Source organism: Nocardia sp. Marseille-Q1738 (assembly GCF_965283145.1).
This window is the reverse complement of record NZ_CBDIMS010000005.1, coordinates 56,836-73,139: the sequence shown is the minus strand read 5'-3', so window position 1 is coordinate 73,139 and position 16,304 is coordinate 56,836. Positions and strand designations below refer to the sequence as shown.

Sequence of the window (16,304 nt, the reverse complement as noted above, 5' to 3'; positions counted from 1 at the left end):
ATCACTACGCGATGCCTCGCCCTGAAAGGCGACGGGCTCCGGCCTGCGGTTCCGCCGCGGCACGCACGAACTCCGGGTCGCCGAGGGGTCGATACCCTGACCGGATGGCAGAACCTGGGCAGCGTCGCATGGATCGGCGGACTGCGCGCACCACCGCAGCCATTCTGGATGCCGCGGAGAAACTGTTTACCGAGGGCAATTACCACGCCGTCAGCATGGACGCCATCGCCGCCGAGGCAGACATCGCGGTCGGGTCGATCTACCACCACTACGGAAACAAGGAACGCCTCTACTTGGCGCTGGTGGAACGCGCGTTGACGGTGAACGAACAGGCGATGGCCCAGGCATACGGCCAAGGGCGAAGTCCCATCGAGGAACTACTCGCAGCCAGTGACGCCTACTGCCGCTTCCACCTGGAGAACCCCGGGTACTTCCGCATGATCGCACTGCGGGTGCTCGATGTTCCTCCCGGCGATATCGCCAGCGAGGTCGAAGGACGCATTGCCGACAAGGTCGAAGCCTTGGTCGGTGATGTGGCGGACGCTCTGGTGCGCGCCGCCGCGACCGGAGCCATTGCCTGCCCTGACCCACAGCGCACCGCGATCTTCCTCTGGGGTTCGTGGAACGGTGTCCTCGCCTTGCACATGCGGCCGGATCGACTGGCCCTGGACACCGACGAGCTCCGTCGAGTGCTGGCGATCGGACGCGAGATCCTCCTGCGCGGCCTCACCACATAATTCTTGTAGTCTCGTTCAGTTTTGTAGTACCGTTCAAGAATGGTACGTGTAGCAGCAGTTCAACTGACGGCCGTGCCGGCCGACATCGACGCCAATCTGGCCGCCTGCGAACGGCTGGCGACGGCCGCGGTCGGTGACGGCGCCGAAATCGTCGCGCTGCCGGAGTTCTTCACCACCGGCATCGGGTTCGACGACCGGTTGCCGGCTGCGGCGTTACCACCGGACGGTGTGGCCACCAAGCTGCTGTGTGACCTCGCTGCCCGACACGACATCCTCATCGGCGGATCGTTTCTGTGTCGCGACCGCGACGGCCACGTCCGCAACGCCTACCTGCTCGCCGGACCCGACGGCATCCTCGGCCGCCACGACAAGGATCTGCCGACCATGTGGGAGAACAGCTTCTACATCGGCGGCACCGACGATGGCGTGCTCACCGCCCCCGGATATCGCATCGGGGTCGCACTGTGCTGGGAATTGATGCGCACGCAGACCGCGCACCGACTGCGTGGCCGGGTGGATTTGGTGCTCGCAGGCTCGGGCTGGTGGTCGATTCCCGCCTGGCAGCCCGCACCGCTGTTCCGATTGATGGAAGCACGCAACGAGGCAACGGCGCGGACCGCCGCCATCAGCTTCGCACGCTACGTCGGAGCACCGGTCGTACACGCCGCGCACGCGGGCCCACTCGACTGCCCCACCCCCTGGTTCCCGCTGCGCTACCGCGGCCATTTCGAGGGCAGCACCGCCATCACCGACACCCACGGTCACGTCATCGCACAACGGCACCACAGCCAGGGAGAAGGATACGTGATCGGTGACATCGTTCCCGGCGCCCAACCACCGCAACAGCAGCCGCCGAACCGCTTCTGGCTCCATCGCCGCGGACCACTTCCCGCATTGGCATGGACCTACCAACGCACACACGGCCACCGCTGGTACGCGCGCCATGGCGGCACCCGATGAACACCCTCGCCCGGATCGGACTGATAGAACTGGCATTCGGAGCCATGCTGGGATGGATCGTGGTCATCCAGCTGGCCGGACCCGATCTGGCACGACGGCTCGGAATCATCGCGCCGCGACGACTGCTCCAGGCACACATCGACTTCATCATGATGGGCTTGATACTCGTCGCGATCGGCCTCGCCGCTCCCGAGCTACCCACCTGGACAGCGGCGGTCGTCGTCTTCGGCACCTGGCTGAATCCAGCCCTATTCCTTCCACTCGCCTGGCGCGAGGACCTCACCCGGACCCTCGGCTACCGAGCGACCAGCATGATCGCCTTCCTCGCAACGAGTGGCGGCCTGACAGCGGTTGCCATCATCGGCTGACCACCCGCGACACCGCACCGTGCCTGGGGGTACCGCCCGGCCGGCTGGTTGCCCGGCGGGCCCGTGCATTTTCGCAGTTCGGGGGCGATCGAGTGGCGTTAGGGTAAAGGGGGGAGAGTGCGAGGAGTCGAAAGATGAGCACCACCATTCTGATCGTGATCATTATCGTCGCCGCATTGGTTATCTTGCTGGCCACCGTGTGGGTGTTGATGCGCAAACGGCGCGAACGCCAGCGGATCGAGGCTCAGAGTATCCGTGACCGCGCGGCGGAACGGGAAGTCGAGGTCGCTCAGCGGAAGGCGCGGGCTGACGAGACTGCCGCGAGGAGCCGGGCGGCAAAGGCGGAAGGCGAGGCCAAGGTGGCGCAAGCCGAGCAGCTTGCCCAGCAGGCGCACATGCATCACAGCGAGGCGGCGGATTCGCGCACCGAGTTGGACAAGGAGTGGAAGCGCGCGGATAAGGTCGATCCGGACTCGAAGTCAGGTGAGACGCAGCAGGGTGCTGACCCGGAACGGCCGTCGCGCAGCCCCTGACATCGATCCTGAGGGTTCGTCCGGCCGTCCGGACCTCCGGGGGCACAGCAGCAGAGCGTTGATGTGGTTGCAGCAGCGTTCGAGCAGGCGGCCGGAGTGACTGCGTCTCGTACTGCCCGGCGGGCCGTCGCGGGAACGTCGTCACCGCGGCCATCACGCCCAACGCTTGCTAGTGCTCCGCTGACCGTGCATCACTCGGGCACGATGCTCTTGGCGCCCACCATGCGCACCAGGCTGAGGATCGGGAGCCCGATCACCAGGTGTTCGATCCCGGTGGAGATACCCACCCAGAGGTGACTGGACAGTGCCAGTGGAATGATCACCGCCGCGGCGGTGAGGATTCCCACGATCCAGCCGAAGAACAATTCCGGTGACGGAGTGCCCAGGCGAAGCAGAAACCAGAGCACCCCGGCCAACAGTGCGCAGATGAAGGCCACCACCGCGAACCAGTACGCATCTTGCGCCATCGGGTTCCACACCCCGAACTCGCCGGTCTCGGTGACCCGGGTGGCGATGATTTCGATGATCCAGGCGCACAGCCAGGCCGCCAGGGCGGTCACCACGGCCGCCGCGATCACACCACCGACGAACATGCCGATGTTGACATCTGGGCCCTGATGTGGCCGAGACTGCCGGTCCGGAGGATCGGACTGCTGATATGCGCTGTATCCGTGACCTTGGCCGTATCCGGAGCCGTGGCTGTATCCGTGATCTTGGCTGTACCCGCGATCTTGGCCGTACCCAGGATCACGGTAATTCCCCGGTTGATAACCGGATTCATAACGTGTGGTGTGCTGGTCGCGCGGATCCATGGGATTCAACCGCCGATCACCTCCGTCTGAAGCGTGCGTGTGCGTCGAGTGTAGGGCCGCATCGAACAGGCTGCTGGCCGCCTACCCAACTCCGCTCGGCCCGTGGCCTCGCCACGGACTACACCGCCTTGGCAGAAACCCGCTGCTTCGCAACGCCGGTCTGCGCCTGCCGATGGGCAGACATTTGGCGATTCGGTTGTTCGACAACAACATGTGCGGTTGGATGGCTGCGTCTGCCGGTGTGCAGTGCCCTACAGACCCACACTGTAGAACTGAAAAGCTCCAAGCCGGGCGAGATTGCGACAGGACGTAATGACACTCCGTACCTTGGCCGCAGCAACCGTGCTGGCAATCGTCTGTGCGGTGGGCGCGGCGACCGGCTGCGGGAAGAACGCCACCGGGAACCCGGTAACGGCGAGCAGCACCAGTACAAAGCCAGCCGAAATGACGACTTCCACGCCATCCACCACCGGCAGTTCGGTGGGCAAGCACGACAGTATCGTCACAAGTCCCGACGCTGAGCCACTGATGGCCAGGATCCGCGCCACCGATCCGTGCTCGATGTTGGACCATGAGCCGTTGAAGTCGATGAATCTTGGAGCGAAGTCGGTAATACGTGAGGGGCGCGGGCTCGCCGGGTGCCAACTCAGGGTAGGCGATCACGTTGGCGAACCCGCCTCGAAGGATCCGTTCTACCTGTTCGAACTGTCACTTGGCGAGGTATACGACGACGATGACCGTGCGCGGGACAAGGCCGAAACGGTCAACGGTCATACGATCTACCGCTCCCACCTGGCTGATGATCCTACTTTCGCCGACACATGCTATTACTACGTGCCTGCCGGGCACACCGGCTACGCGCACCGGTTGCGGCTGCGCAAGGTCCCGCCCGACGGTGCGCCGAAGAATACGCCGTGGCCTGAAAAATGCGATGTAGAAAAGAATTACGTCAGCAAGATCGTCGATCGGCTGGACAACCTTACGCCCCGCGATAAACCGGCCGACGGGAAGGTGCTGTATGGCAAGGATCCGTGTGCGGCCAGAGACGCGGTAGAAACCCGATACAGCGATTGGACCTTGAACTCGGTCAGGTGGGTCGGCCCGTATCACTGCCAGTTGGGTTTCGGCAAACCAGGCGCGAAATACAACCTGCAGGTCGAGCTGCGGTTTCGCTTGGACGTGGAGCAGAAGGCATCGCCAGGACCGGGCAACGGCCCCTACCAGGCTGCGGGCCTGAACGGGATTATTCTCCGTTCGAACGTGTACGGTCCTGTCCCGTCGCGTTGCGGCGTCAGCCTGACGTACCGGCCGAGTAGCGACGGCCTCATGAACGGTCATCTCATCGGGCTTGCGATCGATTGGACCGCGGTCCCTCTCGCTCAGTACGGCGATCCCGATCACCCGACGGACGGCAGCTGGCCGCCGCTTCCGTTCGATGCCTGCGCCGACGTCGATGATTTCAGTACCGCCGCAGTGCGTGCCGCGGACTGACCGCGCTCCCCGGCGTCCCAGGCCAACCCGACACTTCTCGATCGCTGGCCCGCCTACCGCTTGGCGTAGTCGGCGAAGCCCTGCCAGTCGAGCATGACGCAGGGTTCATTTCCGACGGTCCATGCGTCGTGGCCGGGTGGGACGATCATGAAGTCGCCGGGCCCGTATTCCTGTTGCTCGCCGTTGTCCATGGCTACCACCATCCGACCCGAGATGCAGTAGCCGATGTGGGCCGCTTGACAGCTGTCGGTCTGGGCTATCGGCTTGACATGAACCGACCACCGCCAACCGGGTTCGAAGATCGCCCGGCCCACCGGGCCGCGGTCCAGGTTGACGAGATCGACTCTGCCTTTGTCCTGCTCGAAAGGCCTGGTCTCCTCGGGTGATTCGAAACTCTGCCGCACCAGATCAGACATGGCTGTTCTCCTTTGATATGGACCATCGGACCCCCTTTCTCCTGCTGCAGTTACCGGATAGCACTCATGGCCGACGGCAAACGTCACGTTCTCGGATACCAGCAGATGTGTCGCACCGCGCGGCTTCGACGACTTCCACCGTGACGTGGCACGGGACCGATCCTGAACCACTTCCCGCCGGACACTTCGTGGGTGTTCGTCCGGTGCGCCGGACATACATGCCCGCCGGGCCGCGGTGCAACAACGCGATCCTCGTGCCAACCTGGTATTCCGGCACGCATCAGACCTTCCGCGATGCTTACATCGGCGTGGACCATGCTCTGGACCCGGCCAAGTACTTCATCGTCTGGGGTCAACCAGATCGGCAACGGCCTGTCGACCTCACCGCACAACGCCGACGGGCCCAGCTCTGACATCGCGATGTCGAAGTTCCCAAAGGTACGCATCAGCGACGACGTCGCAGCCCAAGAACAGCTGCTGCGCGAGCACTTCGGTATCGAGACGCTCGCACTGGTCGTCGGGGGGTCGATGGGCGCGCAACAAGCCTACGAGTGGGCGGTACGGTTTCCCGACAAGGTGCTGCGCGCGGCACCGATCGCCGGCACCGCCCGAAACACGCCCCACAACTGTCTCTTCACTGAGACGCTGAACGAGGCCATCTGGTCCGATCCTGGCTGGTCGAACGGCGAGTACAAGTCACAAACCGACGTGGTCGCCGACCTCACGCGTCAGCAGATGGTGTCCGGCAGCGAGCTGCGCGTGGTCGAGGACGTCATGGGACACCTCGGCCTGTTTGCGGTCTCGCCAACCTACATGCCGCAGATCGACCAGCACCTTGGCGAGCTCCTGGCGACGGAGATATGACGGCCGACCGCCGGGTCATTGCGAACGTGGGCGGCCGACCGGCGGCTACGCGGCCTGCGACATGTTCCCGGGTCCGCGGAGAAGATCGTCCCGGAGGGTCCGGTGCATGGCGCACCGGTGCACAGGACCGGGAGTGACAAATGCGGGGTCCAGTCGTTGCGCGAAGCTGAGGTTGTCACGGCGCCAGCAATCGATGCACACCAGCTCGTTCATGGTCGTTCTCCTCGAGTCTCCGCACGGGAAGGTCCTCTGAGATTTGAATTCCCATTCGCTGCCAGACGAACACCTGTATCTGTCCGCAGCCACCCCACCGATTCGAGAAGCAGCTCGGTTTCCCCGCGCCTCAGCCGCGCACGCGGTCGATCAGGGCGGTCAGTTCTCGTGTCGCGTCGGGTTCCAGGGGCAGTAGCGGTCTGCGGGGGTCACCCGCTTCCAGCCCGAGGGAACGCAGACCTGCTTTGACGGTGCTGGGCAGGCCCCTGCTGACCAGCATGGTCAGGAGGGGTTGCAGGCGCGTGAACAGCTCTGCGGCCTGATCCGCTTCGCCGGCGCGTAGGTGTCGCCAGAGGTCGACGACCTGGCCGGGTACCAGACATGGTGCCGCGGTGCACCATCCGGCCGCGCCTGCCTGGAATGCGCGCAGCGCCAAGGGGTTGCTGCCGTTGAAGAACGGGATGGCGCCGCCGCCGAGTTCGCGGATTCGGTGCATGCGCTCGATGTCGCCGCTGGATTCCTTGATCATCCGGATGTTGCCGGTGTGCCCGACGAGGCCGACCAGGAACTCCGGTGACATGTCGATGCCGGTGGTGGCCGGGTTGTTGTAGACCATCACCGGGATGCGCACCGATGCGGCGACGGCGGTGAAGTGCGTGCGCAGCTCGTTCTCGGTGAGCGGCCAGTAGGAAATGGGCAGGACCATGATCGCGGTGGCTCCGGCCGCCTCCGCGTAGCGCGCACGTTCGATCGTGCCGTCGGTGGTCAGATCGGAGACGCCGACGACGGTCGGCACCCGCCCCGCGGTGTGCTCTACCGAGGTGCCGGCGACAGCTTGCCATTCGGCCCGGTCGAGGTAGGCGCTTTCACCGGTGCTGCCGAGCGGGGCGATCGCGTCGACACCGGCGGCGATCATCCGGTCGAGCAGTGCTCGCAGCCTGGCGGTGTCCACCTGACCGGTGGCGGAATAGGGCGTCACCGGGTAGGCGACGATGCCGGAAATGGTGGTGTCGGTCATGGGTTTCGAGTCCTTTTTCTGTGGCCTCAGGCGGATTCGACCGCGTCGGGGTGATTACGCAGGGCTTTGCGTGCGTAGTAGGCGAAGTTCGCTTGGCTGCGCCGGGGCGTGAGCGTCCAGTCGTGCGCCTCCGCGGCCAGTTGCGGCGGCAGCGGTTTGATCTCGCCCGCGGCCATCGCCAGCAGCTGCAGACGGGCGGCACGCTCGATGAGGTGTGCCAGTGTGCACGCTTCCTCGATGGTCGAGCCGACGACCAGCTGCCCGTGATGCGCCAGCAGAATCGCCCGTTTGTCGCCGAGCGCGGCGGAGATGATCTCGCCCTCCTCGTTGCCGATCGGGACACCCGGCCAGTCCGGCAGGAACGCGCAGTCGTCGTTGCCCGACCTGTCCTCGCCGGCCGCGAACTACCATGCTCTGGCAACCCGGGTAGCCGGGAAGGCCATGCAGCCCTTCCTCGTCCGGCCGACCACCGAGCAGGGCGCAGACTATCTGACGCACACCGGTGACGAGTTCGTCTTCGTGCACAGAGGCACGGTCGAGGTCACGGTGCCGGGTGAGGTCATCACCCTGACCGAAGGCGACAGCCTCTACTTCGCCGCCACCACCCCGCACCGGATCCGGTCGGTCTCACCCGAACGAGCGCAATTGGTGGTCGTCGTCGCCGAATGAGGAGGTCAGTCTCTCCGGAGCATATGATTCCGAACCCGGAGGTCCCGGGTCGCCGGTGGCCGCGAACAACACTGGTTCGCCGCCACCTGATCCCGGACTGGGTTGGCCGCCACGTGGGGCTTCCGGCTCCCGGGATTCGCGTGGTGGGCGTGGTGATCCAAAAGCCTGCCCATCTCGCTGCGGGAGCCTCCGACGCAAGCCTGGACTGTTGCTACGGCCGAGTCGCCCCTGCGGAAGGCCCTTGGCCCATCAGTCGTCCGGTCCGCCTCATCCCGAGGAGCATCGAGCCGAGACCGAGCAGTACGGCGACTGCGCCGGCGACGACATTGCTCCAGATCGTCGATGCGGTGTCGACATCGCCGCTGACGACCCAGGGAGCGACGATCGTCCACACGCCGATCAGCGGAGCAGCCCAGACGATGCCGTGGGTCCGTCCGTACACCGAGGCGAACCCGAGAGCCAGCATCGCGAGGGCGATGCCGACGATGAGGTTGTTCCCGGTCAAGGTCGGGAACCCGTTGAATCCGACTACCCATGGAGAAATCGCGATGTAGAGCCCGGTCAGGAACATGCAGCCGGCAACCACCTGGGCGGCCGGCGCCTCCGAGGCGAGCTCGTACTTCTCCCGCAACTCCACGATGTCGGGATGCCGGCTCATGCTCACGGTCTCACTGGTCATGGTTTCCACCCTTCGGACAAGTGCACGAATCGAGACTCTCGAGCCGGGGCGGCCTGCGATCGGTCACGGCGGAACGCTGCGCCGATCCTTGTCACCACCTCGGATATATATCATTCTGTGATATTATCACTCTATGACACATGGGTCCATGTCATCGCCGGAACACCTCACCAACCAGGAGTATTCGAGGCTGCTGGCGTTCCGAGCCGGGCTTCGCCAGTTCCTGCGCGGGAGTGAGCGGCGGGCAGCCGTGGCTGGACTTACCGACACTCAGCACCAGCTGCTGCTGGCGATCCGAGGGCATTCCGGCCCGGACGGGCCCAGCATCGGAGAAGTCGCTGGATATTTGGACATCCGGCACCACAGCGTGGTGCAACTGATCGATCGCACCGAGCAACTCGGCCTCGTCGCCCGCAACCGAGGGCAGGGCAAGGACCGCCGGGTCGTCCACCTCACCCTGACCGAGGCGGGCCAGGAAATCCTGGCCCGGCTCAGCGCCACACACCTGGAAGAGCTTCAGCGGCTGGTGCCTCTCATCAGCGCGCTGATCGATCCCCCAGCGGTACCGCAGGCGGGTGAGTATTGCCCGGTTCGGGCATAGGCCGGGTGTTCGCGCTGCTGGGCGGCGGGATCCGTGCAGGCGCACCCCGCCGCTACGCGTACGGCTCGACACGGAGGACGTAGTCGAGGTCTTTGATTCGTTCGGCTACTTCCAGCGCAGCGGAGATGACCAGCCGATTGGCGCCGCCGTCCTGGTCGACCTGGGCATCGGTGGTTTCCAGCCACTCGAAGAAGTTCCTCCGAATGGCCGTCGGGGTGGCGTCGCCGCCGCTGGACCCTGGATCCAGAAGGATGAGATATCTGCGGTGTTGCGCTGACATGGTGGCCCTCCTCGAGTCCCTGTGACGCCGGGGTACCCGCCGATACGGGCCGCACGCGCGGCCTCGCCGGTGCGGCCGCTCGGTCGCTCCGGCGTGCCGCGGCGGCCGTCAGCGGTAGTCGTCCAGGTGGTCGACGGCCCACTGCGCGAAGGTGCGGGCGGGGGTGCCGGTCACCGATTCGGAGGTGGGGCCGACCGGGCTCGGTTCGGTTCCGGCCGCGGCCCAGAGATCGAGCACCGGGCGGTAGTAGAAATCGGCCGCCTCCTCGTGGGTCAGCTCGACCAGGTCGACGGGTTCTCCGAGGGCGGCGGCGATGGCGTCGACCTGCTGCCGGTGCGAGAGGGACTCGGGTCCGGTGAGCGGGTAGATCTTGCCCGCGTGGCCGGGGACGTCGAGTGCGGTGATGGCCGCGGCGGCAAGGTCGGCTTCGTGGATCGGAGTCAACTGCAGGCCCGGGAAAGGCACACGGACAACGCGCTCGGATCTGATACTGGAAAACCAGGTGCGGGCATTGGCCGCGAAGGCGCCCGGCCGCAGGATGGTGAGCGGCAGACCCGACTCGCGCAGCGGGTTCTCCACCGCGAGATGCATTGCGCCGATCGGGTTCTGGTCACTGACCGCCGCGAGCGAGGACAGCAGCACGATGTGCGCGACACCGGCCGACTTCGCGGCGTCGATGAAGGTGTCCAGGCCCTCGCGCGCGGCGTAGTAGAAGATCTTGTCCACCCCGTCGAGCGCGGCGGAGACCGAGTGTGGATCGGTCAGGTCGAGTCCGACCAGTTCGACCCCGGCGGGGGCGGCCGCGCGGTCAGGTCGAGAACTGGCCGCCCGCACCGGCTTTCCGGCCGCGAGCAGCTGATCGACGACGGTGCGACCGACAATGCCGCGGGCACCGGTGACCAGGTAAGTCATGACGTTTCTCCTTCGGAACGGGAATCGCTGAGGTGGGCAAGAATGCGGCGTAACTGTTCGCCGTAATGCCGCTCGAACTCCGCCGACCGCGCATCCATGCCGAACAACTCGCGAACCTGGCCGGATAGCAGCACCGGTACGGCGACCATCCCGAGCAAAGCCAGGCGAAGGGCAGCCGGGTCGAGATCGGCGGCGATCTCGCCGCGCTCTTGGCGGCGCCTGGTGTCGGCGATGTCGTCCGCGGTCAGCGGCTGGTCGACGGAGGGGCTGACATCGGACAGTGCCCGCCACATGAGCAATCGAACGCCGCGCGGGTCGTGCAGCGCTTCGCGCAGATAGTTGGTGACCACCTCCGCCAGCGGCAGCGCCGGGTCGCTGATCGCGGACTCCCGCTCCAGCCAGCGTTGCCGCACCGCCTGGTAAAGGCCTTCTTTGCCGCCGAAGTAGTAGGTGATCAGCTGCTTGTTGACGCCCGCGCGCTCGGCGATATCGCCGACCCGAGCGCCCGCGTAACCCCGTGCGGCGAACTCCTCCAAAGCAGCCTCGAGCAGGCAGCGTTTCGTTCGATCGGCATCACGGACGCGATGGTCGGGATCGGGGGTTCGGTGAGCGGGCACCAGCACACACTAGGCCATAATTTTACAACCGGCTAATTGTTTTAGGCGAATGGATGACTTGCTACAAATTCGCCATCCCCGCTTATTTTGTGGACAGTGTGCCTCTGCCAGCTATGGAGACCATCGCTGGAGAGTTGCGAAGGGAGCGGTTCGCACCGGCCACGGCCTTGTTTACGCCACCACATCGGCGGATGATCGGAGAAGAGTCACCACTGACTCGGTCGCACTAATCGCTCAGCCAAGGAACGTCATCATGTTTACCAAAGCCGCTCAGGCGATTGCCGCAACCGCCATCACCCTGTTCGTCGGCGCCCTCGTCGCTCCGGCAGCATCGGCCGCTCCGGCCTCATCCGCACCGACCACCAACGCGTTGGGCCCGGTGGTGATATGCCTCAACGTCCCGCTGGGGTCGGTCGGTGTCAGCTTCTGCATCTGAGGTTGCCGATCAAGCGGAAAGTCGCGCACAGTCGGACATGCCGCTCATCGCGTCATAGATGGCAATAGCGAGCCCGCTCAGCAGCGCGCTGAGCGGCGCCATCCTCGTGCGCGGGGCCTCCCCCACGACGACCCCGCGACGACATCGTTCACTGCCGCGATGAAATCGCCTGACTTTCAGCGAGTTCGGCGAGCCGGACGACGGATGCCAGCAGTTTCTCGGAGGTGGTCGCGCGGGCGCGGACCTGACGCTTCTCGTCGGTCAGCAAAGTCCAGTCATAGGTGTGGGTGACCAGGGTGCGAGCGTCGTCCACCGGTTCCAGTTCCCAGCGCCACAGGTGACCGGGCGGCTCCTTGCCCGGTTCGGACGGACGCCAAGCGATGCGGCGGCCTTCCGTGAACTCCACCACGTGGTTGTCGCGCACGGCCCCGGTGGTCAGCGTCGTGCTGAACACCTCCCCCACCGCCCGCACCCGCTGCCCCGGCGCGGCCGCCGAGAGGTTGTCGTTGCCGTCCCAGCGTGGCTGCTGGGACGGATTCGCGATGAGCTCGAAGATTTCTGCCGCACCCGCGGCGATTTCACGGCTGGCGCTGACAATGCGAGGAACTTCGGTCTGGTCGGTCACGTGCCGATCGAAACATCGAGCCAACCGCTGAGCAAGCCTTCTGCTCGAGACTGCCGGAATTGCTCTCGTCACCGCCACGACCTACCCGGTGCGGTATGACTGAACCCGACATCAGATCGACGAAGGGATGCGCTCATGGGCGAGCGAGTTGCAGTAGTGTCCGGCGCCGCGCGCGGAATCGGTGCGGCGATCGCCACGCGATTGGCGGCGGACGGATTTCGAGTCGGCGTGCTGGATCTGGACGCGGCGGCTTGCGCCGACACCGTCCGAGCGATCACCGAGGCGGGCGGGCAGGCAGTCGCGCTCGGCGCCGACGTGTCGAACGAGGAGTCGGTCGCCGCTGCTGTCCAGCAGCTGGAGAACGAACTCGGCGCACCGACCGTCGTGGTCAACAACGCCGGCATCCTGCGCGACAACTTGCTGTTCAAGATGAGCGTCGACGACTGGGACGCGGTGCTGAACGTGCACCTGCGCGGCGCCTTCCTGCTCACCCGCGCGGTCCAGAAATACATGGTCGAGCAGCAGTGGGGGCGCATCGTCAACATGTCGAGCACCTCGGCGCTCGGCAACCGCGGCCAGGTCAACTACTCGGCGGCCAAGGCGGGTCTCCAGGGCTTCACCAAGACCTTGGCGTTCGAGCTGGGCAAGTTCGGCGTCACCGCCAATGCCATCGCGCCCGGATTCATCGTCACGGACATGACCGCGGCCACCGCCGCCCGCGTCGGCGTCTCCTTCGAGGACTTCCAGAAGGCCGCCGCCGCGCAGATTCCGGTGCAGCGCGTCGGCCGTCCCGAGGACATCGCGCACACCGCGTCGTTCCTGGTCAGCGAAGGCGCGGGTTTCGTTTCCGGACAGGTGATCTACGTGGCGGGCGGCCCCACCAACTGACCGCGCGGTCGCATCGACGCCCGTCCCCGTGTGGTGACGGATCGGGACGGTAGCGTCGCAGGACATGAGACGGCGTTGGGCTCGTCGTGCCGTGACGAGTTACGTACTGCTGCTGCCGAGCCTGGTCGGAGTCGGGGCGTTCCTGTTGTTGCCGATCCTGGTGGTGGCCTGGCTCAGTATGCACAGCTGGAACCTGCTGGGGCCCATGGAGTTCGTGGGACTGCGGAACTGGCGCTCGGTGCTGGGCGATCCCGCGTTCGGCCATGCGCTGCTGGTGACGTCGGCGTTGACGGCGATCGTCGTGCCGATGCAGACCGTACTGGGATTCGCGGTCGCGGCGCTGCTGGCCCGGCGCGGTGCGCACGGTCTACGGGTGCTGTACGCGCTGCCGTGGATGTGCGCGCCCGTGGCGGTGGGCGTGGTGTGGCAGTGGATGTTCGCGCCGACCGGCGGCGCGTTGAACGCCGTGCTCGGCCGCCGCATCGAATGGCTGTCCGATCCGGCGCTGGCGCTCCCGTCGGTGGCCGCCGTGAGCGTATGGGCGAACTTCGGGTACGTTGCGCTGTTCTTCGTGGCCGGGATCCGGGCGATTCCACGCGAGATCCTGGACGCGGGCGCGCTGGACGGGGCCACCGGCTGGCGCCGGATCCGCTGGCTGGTTCTGCCGCTGCTGCGGCCGACGATGTTCTTCGTCCTCGTCACCGGCGTGCTGACCGCCTTCCAGACCTTCGACACCGTGTACGCGTTGACCAAGGGTGGACCCGGCGAACGCACGGATGTGATTGCGATGCGGATGTTTTCCGAGGCATTCGACGCCGCGCGGCCGGGCCGGGCCGCGGTCATGGCGATCGTCGTGTTTGCGGTGATGGTCACGATCACCATCGCGCAGCACCGCTACTTCCGGAATCGGACCACCTATGAATTCTGATCGCCTGCGTTCGGCCGCGGCGTACGCGTTACTGCTGGCCGGAGCGGTGCTGACCGCGGCGCCACTGGCGCTCGGCGCGCTCACCGCGGTGACGACGCCCGGCCAATTCGCCACCGGATCGCCACTGGCCCTGCCGCATCCGGTGACCGCGGACAACTTCCGGACCGCGCTGGACCATGGGCTCGGGCGAGCGGTGCTGGTCACCGCGCTGATGACGGTGTTCGTCACCGGCGGCCAGCTGGTCACCTCGGTGCTGGCGGCCTACGCGTTCGCGCGCACCGAGTTTCCCGGCCGGGAAGCGCTGTTCCGGGTCTACCTGGGCACGATGATGGTGCCGCCCATGGTGACACTGATCCCGCTGTATCTGATGTTCGCGACACTGGGCTGGCTCAACACCTTCTGGGCGCTGGTGCTGCCGTTCGTGTTCGGCTCGCCGTACGCGATCTTCCTGCTGCGCCAGTACTTCCGGGCGATTCCGGAGGAGCTGATCGGCGCGGCGCGGCTCGACGGCGCGAACACCCTGGATGTCATCGTGCACGTGCTGGTGCCGATCAGCCGGCCGGTCCTGGCCACGCTGACGCTCATCACGATCGTCTCGCAGTGGAACAACTTCATGTGGCCGCTGGTCGCGAGCAGCGGCGAGCGGTGGCAGGTGCTGACCGTCGCGACCGCGAACCTGCAGACCCGGTACAACGCGCAGTGGACCCTGGTGATGGCGGCGACGACCCTGGCCATCGCCCCGCTGGTGCTGCTGTTCGTGGTCTTCCAGAAGCAGGTGCTGCGCTCGATCGCGCGGACGGGGATGAAATGAAGACCTCGACCCGTGCGGTGCTCGCGCTCGGGATCGCGGCGGTTCTGCTCGTCGCGGCCGTGCTGTGGCTCGGTCGCGCCGGTGGGTCCGGCCGCACCGTGGTGAGTCTGCGGATCTGGGACGAGTCGTTCGTTCCCCGCTACCGTGCCGCACTGGAGGAGTTCCAGCGCGGGAATCCGGACGTCGAGGTGCGGATCACCGTCGTGCCGTGGTCGTCGTATCAGCAGAAGCTGCGGCTGGACGTGGCCGGCGGCACCGCCGACGACCTGTTCTGGACCAATCTGTACGAGGACTACGCCGACGCCGGACGGTTGATCGACGTCGGCGCGGCACTCGGTCCCGAAGCCGCGAACTCCTGGGACCCGTCGCCGGTCGCGCAGTACACACGCCACGGAACTCTATGGGCCGTACCGCAATTCGTGGACGGGGGCACGGCGGTGTACTACAACCGCGACTTGCTCGCCGCGGCACACATCGATCCCGCCGAACTGAATGCGCTGCGGTGGAGCCCGGGCGACGGCGACACGTTCCGCCCGCTGCTGCGCCGTCTGGCCGCCGTCGCACCCTGGGCCTACAACGCGGGCCACGACTTCCAATCCATCGAGCTGCCCTATCTGGGCTCGGCCGGAGCACGGTTTCAGGACGACCGCGATCACTTCGTCTTCGACAGCCCGCAGGGTGGCGCGGCGTTCGACTATCTGGTGCGGTTGATCGCCGACCGGCTCACGCCCGCCCCCGCCGACACGAACACCAACCCCGACTTCGCGAAGAACGCCTTCTTGCAGGGCAAACTGGCGCTGCTGCAGTCCGGGACGTTCAACCTCGCGCAGATCGCCCAGCAAGCTCGCTTCGCGTGGGGCGTCGCGCCGCTGCCGCACGGGCCGTCCGGGCGCGTGAGCACCAACAATGCGATCGGTGTCGCTGGAAACGCCGCGACCCGGCACCCGGACGCCGTACGGCGGGTACTCGCCTGGCTCGGCAGCGGTGCGGGCAACCGATATCTGGCCCGCGACGGCGCCACCATTCCCGCGGTCATCTCCGAACAGCAGGCCTACCGCGACTACTGGGCGCGGAAGGGCATCGACGTCTCGCCCTTCTTCGACGTGCTGAGCGGACCACGTATCCCTTCTGGCGGCGGCCCAGGCTTTCCGGCCGCGCTACGCGCCATCGACCGGGTATTTGCCGAAATGTATCTGGGCCGAATCCCGGTGCCACAGGCACTCTCTCGCGCCCGCGCCGCGGCGGAGGCCGCGGTCGCACAGAACTGACGCAGGTAGCGCGACCGCAGGCCGGTCACTCCGATGGGCACCGAGCTCCTCCGGTCGTCAGCTGGATCAGCTGCTCACGCGCCGACCGCTTCGGCCAGTCGGGGCAGCTGCCGCAGCGGGTTGTGCCGTTCGACCTCCATGCGCTGGTCGGCGTCGAAGATGTCGCTGAGTCCAGGAG

The 16,304-nt window shown here is 66.2% G+C and carries 21 protein-coding genes and 1 pseudogene; 13 read left to right on the top strand and 9 right to left on the bottom strand.

The features are described 5' to 3' along the window. The first annotated feature begins 104 nt into the window (after positions 1-104). The 4 genes from ACWPXK_RS19830 (at position 105) to ACWPXK_RS19815 (ending at position 2,598) form a co-directional block, all read left to right on the top strand. Complete coding sequence (locus tag ACWPXK_RS19830; RefSeq protein ID WP_454197644.1) at positions 105-737, top strand: TetR/AcrR family transcriptional regulator; 633 nt, start codon at positions 105-107, stop codon at positions 735-737. A 39-nt stretch (positions 738-776) separates the two neighbouring features. Beyond that, complete coding sequence (locus ACWPXK_RS19825) at positions 777-1,697, top strand: carbon-nitrogen hydrolase family protein (protein WP_454197643.1); 921 nt, start codon at positions 777-779, stop codon at positions 1,695-1,697. Further along, entirely contained in the window at positions 1,694-2,065 is a 372-nt protein-coding gene (locus ACWPXK_RS19820) for a hypothetical protein (protein WP_454197642.1), read from the top strand. The genes ACWPXK_RS19825 and ACWPXK_RS19820 overlap by 4 nt, the downstream gene beginning before the upstream one ends. A 134-nt stretch (positions 2,066-2,199) precedes the next feature. After that, positions 2,200-2,598 carry a hypothetical protein gene (locus ACWPXK_RS19815; RefSeq protein WP_454197641.1) on the top strand — a complete coding sequence of 133 codons (399 nt, stop codon included), beginning with the start codon at positions 2,200-2,202 and terminating at the stop codon, positions 2,596-2,598. 191 nt (positions 2,599-2,789) lie between these two features. Here the strand turns inward: ACWPXK_RS19815 and ACWPXK_RS19810 are convergent, their stop codons facing one another. Beyond that, complete coding sequence (locus ACWPXK_RS19810; RefSeq protein WP_454197640.1) at positions 2,790-3,191, bottom strand: hypothetical protein; 402 nt, start codon at positions 3,189-3,191, stop codon at positions 2,790-2,792. A 531-nt stretch (positions 3,192-3,722) separates the two neighbouring features. On the opposite strand from ACWPXK_RS19810, the gene ACWPXK_RS19805 reads away from it, so the two are divergent. Further along, on the top strand, positions 3,723-4,901 hold the full coding sequence (locus ACWPXK_RS19805; protein WP_454197639.1) for a DUF3558 family protein: 1,179 nt from the start codon (positions 3,723-3,725) through the stop codon (positions 4,899-4,901). Between the two features lie 53 nt (positions 4,902-4,954). Here the strand turns inward: ACWPXK_RS19805 and ACWPXK_RS19800 are convergent, their stop codons facing one another. Continuing rightward, the gene (locus ACWPXK_RS19800) at positions 4,955-5,317 is read right to left on the bottom strand and encodes a cupin domain-containing protein (RefSeq protein ID WP_454197638.1); all 363 of its coding nucleotides are present in this window, start codon (positions 5,315-5,317) and stop codon (positions 4,955-4,957) included. Positions 5,318-5,632: 315 nt separating this feature from the next. Between ACWPXK_RS19800 and ACWPXK_RS19795 the strand changes: the two genes are divergently transcribed. Then, entirely contained in the window at positions 5,633-6,181 is a 549-nt protein-coding gene (locus ACWPXK_RS19795) for an alpha/beta fold hydrolase (protein ID WP_454197637.1), read from the top strand. 343 nt (positions 6,182-6,524) lie between these two features. On the opposite strand, the gene ACWPXK_RS19790 is transcribed toward ACWPXK_RS19795, so the two are convergent. Both ACWPXK_RS19790 and ACWPXK_RS19785 read right to left on the bottom strand, forming a co-directional pair. Then, complete coding sequence (locus tag ACWPXK_RS19790) at positions 6,525-7,412, bottom strand: dihydrodipicolinate synthase family protein (protein ID WP_454197636.1); 888 nt, start codon at positions 7,410-7,412, stop codon at positions 6,525-6,527. Between the two features lie 26 nt (positions 7,413-7,438). After that, positions 7,439-7,786, bottom strand: a pseudogene (locus ACWPXK_RS19785) (class II aldolase/adducin family protein); the annotation flags it as partial. Here ACWPXK_RS19785 and ACWPXK_RS19780 point away from each other — a divergent pair. Further along, the gene (locus ACWPXK_RS19780) at positions 7,722-8,081 is read left to right on the top strand and encodes a cupin domain-containing protein (protein ID WP_454197982.1); all 360 of its coding nucleotides are present in this window, start codon (positions 7,722-7,724) and stop codon (positions 8,079-8,081) included. The pseudogene ACWPXK_RS19785 and the gene ACWPXK_RS19780 sit on opposite strands and share 65 nt — an antisense overlap. A gap of 211 nt (positions 8,082-8,292) precedes the next feature. Here the strand turns inward: ACWPXK_RS19780 and ACWPXK_RS19775 are convergent, their stop codons facing one another. After that, positions 8,293-8,760, bottom strand: coding sequence for an SPW repeat protein (locus tag ACWPXK_RS19775; protein ID WP_454197635.1), 468 nt, complete (start codon positions 8,758-8,760; stop codon positions 8,293-8,295). Positions 8,761-8,893: 133 nt separating this feature from the next. On the opposite strand from ACWPXK_RS19775, the gene ACWPXK_RS19770 reads away from it, so the two are divergent. Next, a complete protein-coding gene (locus ACWPXK_RS19770; RefSeq protein ID WP_454197634.1) occupies positions 8,894-9,361 on the top strand; it encodes a MarR family winged helix-turn-helix transcriptional regulator in 468 nt (155 codons plus the stop codon). Positions 9,362-9,413: 52 nt separating this feature from the next. On the opposite strand, the gene ACWPXK_RS19765 is transcribed toward ACWPXK_RS19770, so the two are convergent. The 3 genes from ACWPXK_RS19765 to ACWPXK_RS19755 form a co-directional block, all read right to left on the bottom strand. Further along, the gene (locus tag ACWPXK_RS19765; RefSeq protein WP_454197633.1) at positions 9,414-9,641 is read right to left on the bottom strand and encodes a hypothetical protein; all 228 of its coding nucleotides are present in this window, start codon (positions 9,639-9,641) and stop codon (positions 9,414-9,416) included. Between the two features lie 108 nt (positions 9,642-9,749). After that, on the bottom strand, positions 9,750-10,553 hold the full coding sequence (locus tag ACWPXK_RS19760; protein ID WP_454197632.1) for an SDR family oxidoreductase: 804 nt from the start codon (positions 10,551-10,553) through the stop codon (positions 9,750-9,752). After that, a complete protein-coding gene (locus ACWPXK_RS19755) occupies positions 10,550-11,170 on the bottom strand; it encodes a TetR/AcrR family transcriptional regulator (protein ID WP_454197631.1) in 621 nt (206 codons plus the stop codon). Before ACWPXK_RS19755 ends, ACWPXK_RS19760 begins: the two co-directional genes overlap by 4 nt. A gap of 253 nt (positions 11,171-11,423) precedes the next feature. Between ACWPXK_RS19755 and ACWPXK_RS19750 the strand changes: the two genes are divergently transcribed. Further along, a complete protein-coding gene (locus tag ACWPXK_RS19750; RefSeq protein ID WP_454197630.1) occupies positions 11,424-11,606 on the top strand; it encodes a hypothetical protein in 183 nt (60 codons plus the stop codon). 148 nt (positions 11,607-11,754) lie between these two features. On the opposite strand, the gene ACWPXK_RS19745 is transcribed toward ACWPXK_RS19750, so the two are convergent. Next, positions 11,755-12,231, bottom strand: a complete 477-nt coding sequence (locus tag ACWPXK_RS19745) for an SRPBCC family protein (RefSeq protein ID WP_454197629.1) — start codon at positions 12,229-12,231, stop codon at positions 11,755-11,757. Positions 12,232-12,366: 135 nt separating this feature from the next. Between ACWPXK_RS19745 and fabG the strand changes: the two genes are divergently transcribed. The 4 genes from fabG (at position 12,367) to ACWPXK_RS19725 (ending at position 16,126) form a co-directional block, all read left to right on the top strand. Further along, positions 12,367-13,119 (top strand): 3-oxoacyl-ACP reductase FabG, encoded by a 753-nt coding sequence (gene fabG, locus ACWPXK_RS19740; RefSeq protein WP_454197628.1) that lies wholly within the window; start codon positions 12,367-12,369, stop codon positions 13,117-13,119. 64 nt (positions 13,120-13,183) lie between these two features. After that, complete coding sequence (locus ACWPXK_RS19735) at positions 13,184-14,047, top strand: carbohydrate ABC transporter permease (protein ID WP_454197627.1); 864 nt, start codon at positions 13,184-13,186, stop codon at positions 14,045-14,047. Continuing rightward, positions 14,037-14,858, top strand: coding sequence for a carbohydrate ABC transporter permease (locus tag ACWPXK_RS19730; RefSeq protein ID WP_454197626.1), 822 nt, complete (start codon positions 14,037-14,039; stop codon positions 14,856-14,858). Before ACWPXK_RS19735 ends, ACWPXK_RS19730 begins: the two co-directional genes overlap by 11 nt. Beyond that, the gene (locus tag ACWPXK_RS19725) at positions 14,855-16,126 is read left to right on the top strand and encodes an extracellular solute-binding protein (RefSeq protein WP_454197625.1); all 1,272 of its coding nucleotides are present in this window, start codon (positions 14,855-14,857) and stop codon (positions 16,124-16,126) included. The genes ACWPXK_RS19730 and ACWPXK_RS19725 overlap by 4 nt, the downstream gene beginning before the upstream one ends. Positions 16,127-16,304 lie beyond the last annotated feature (178 nt).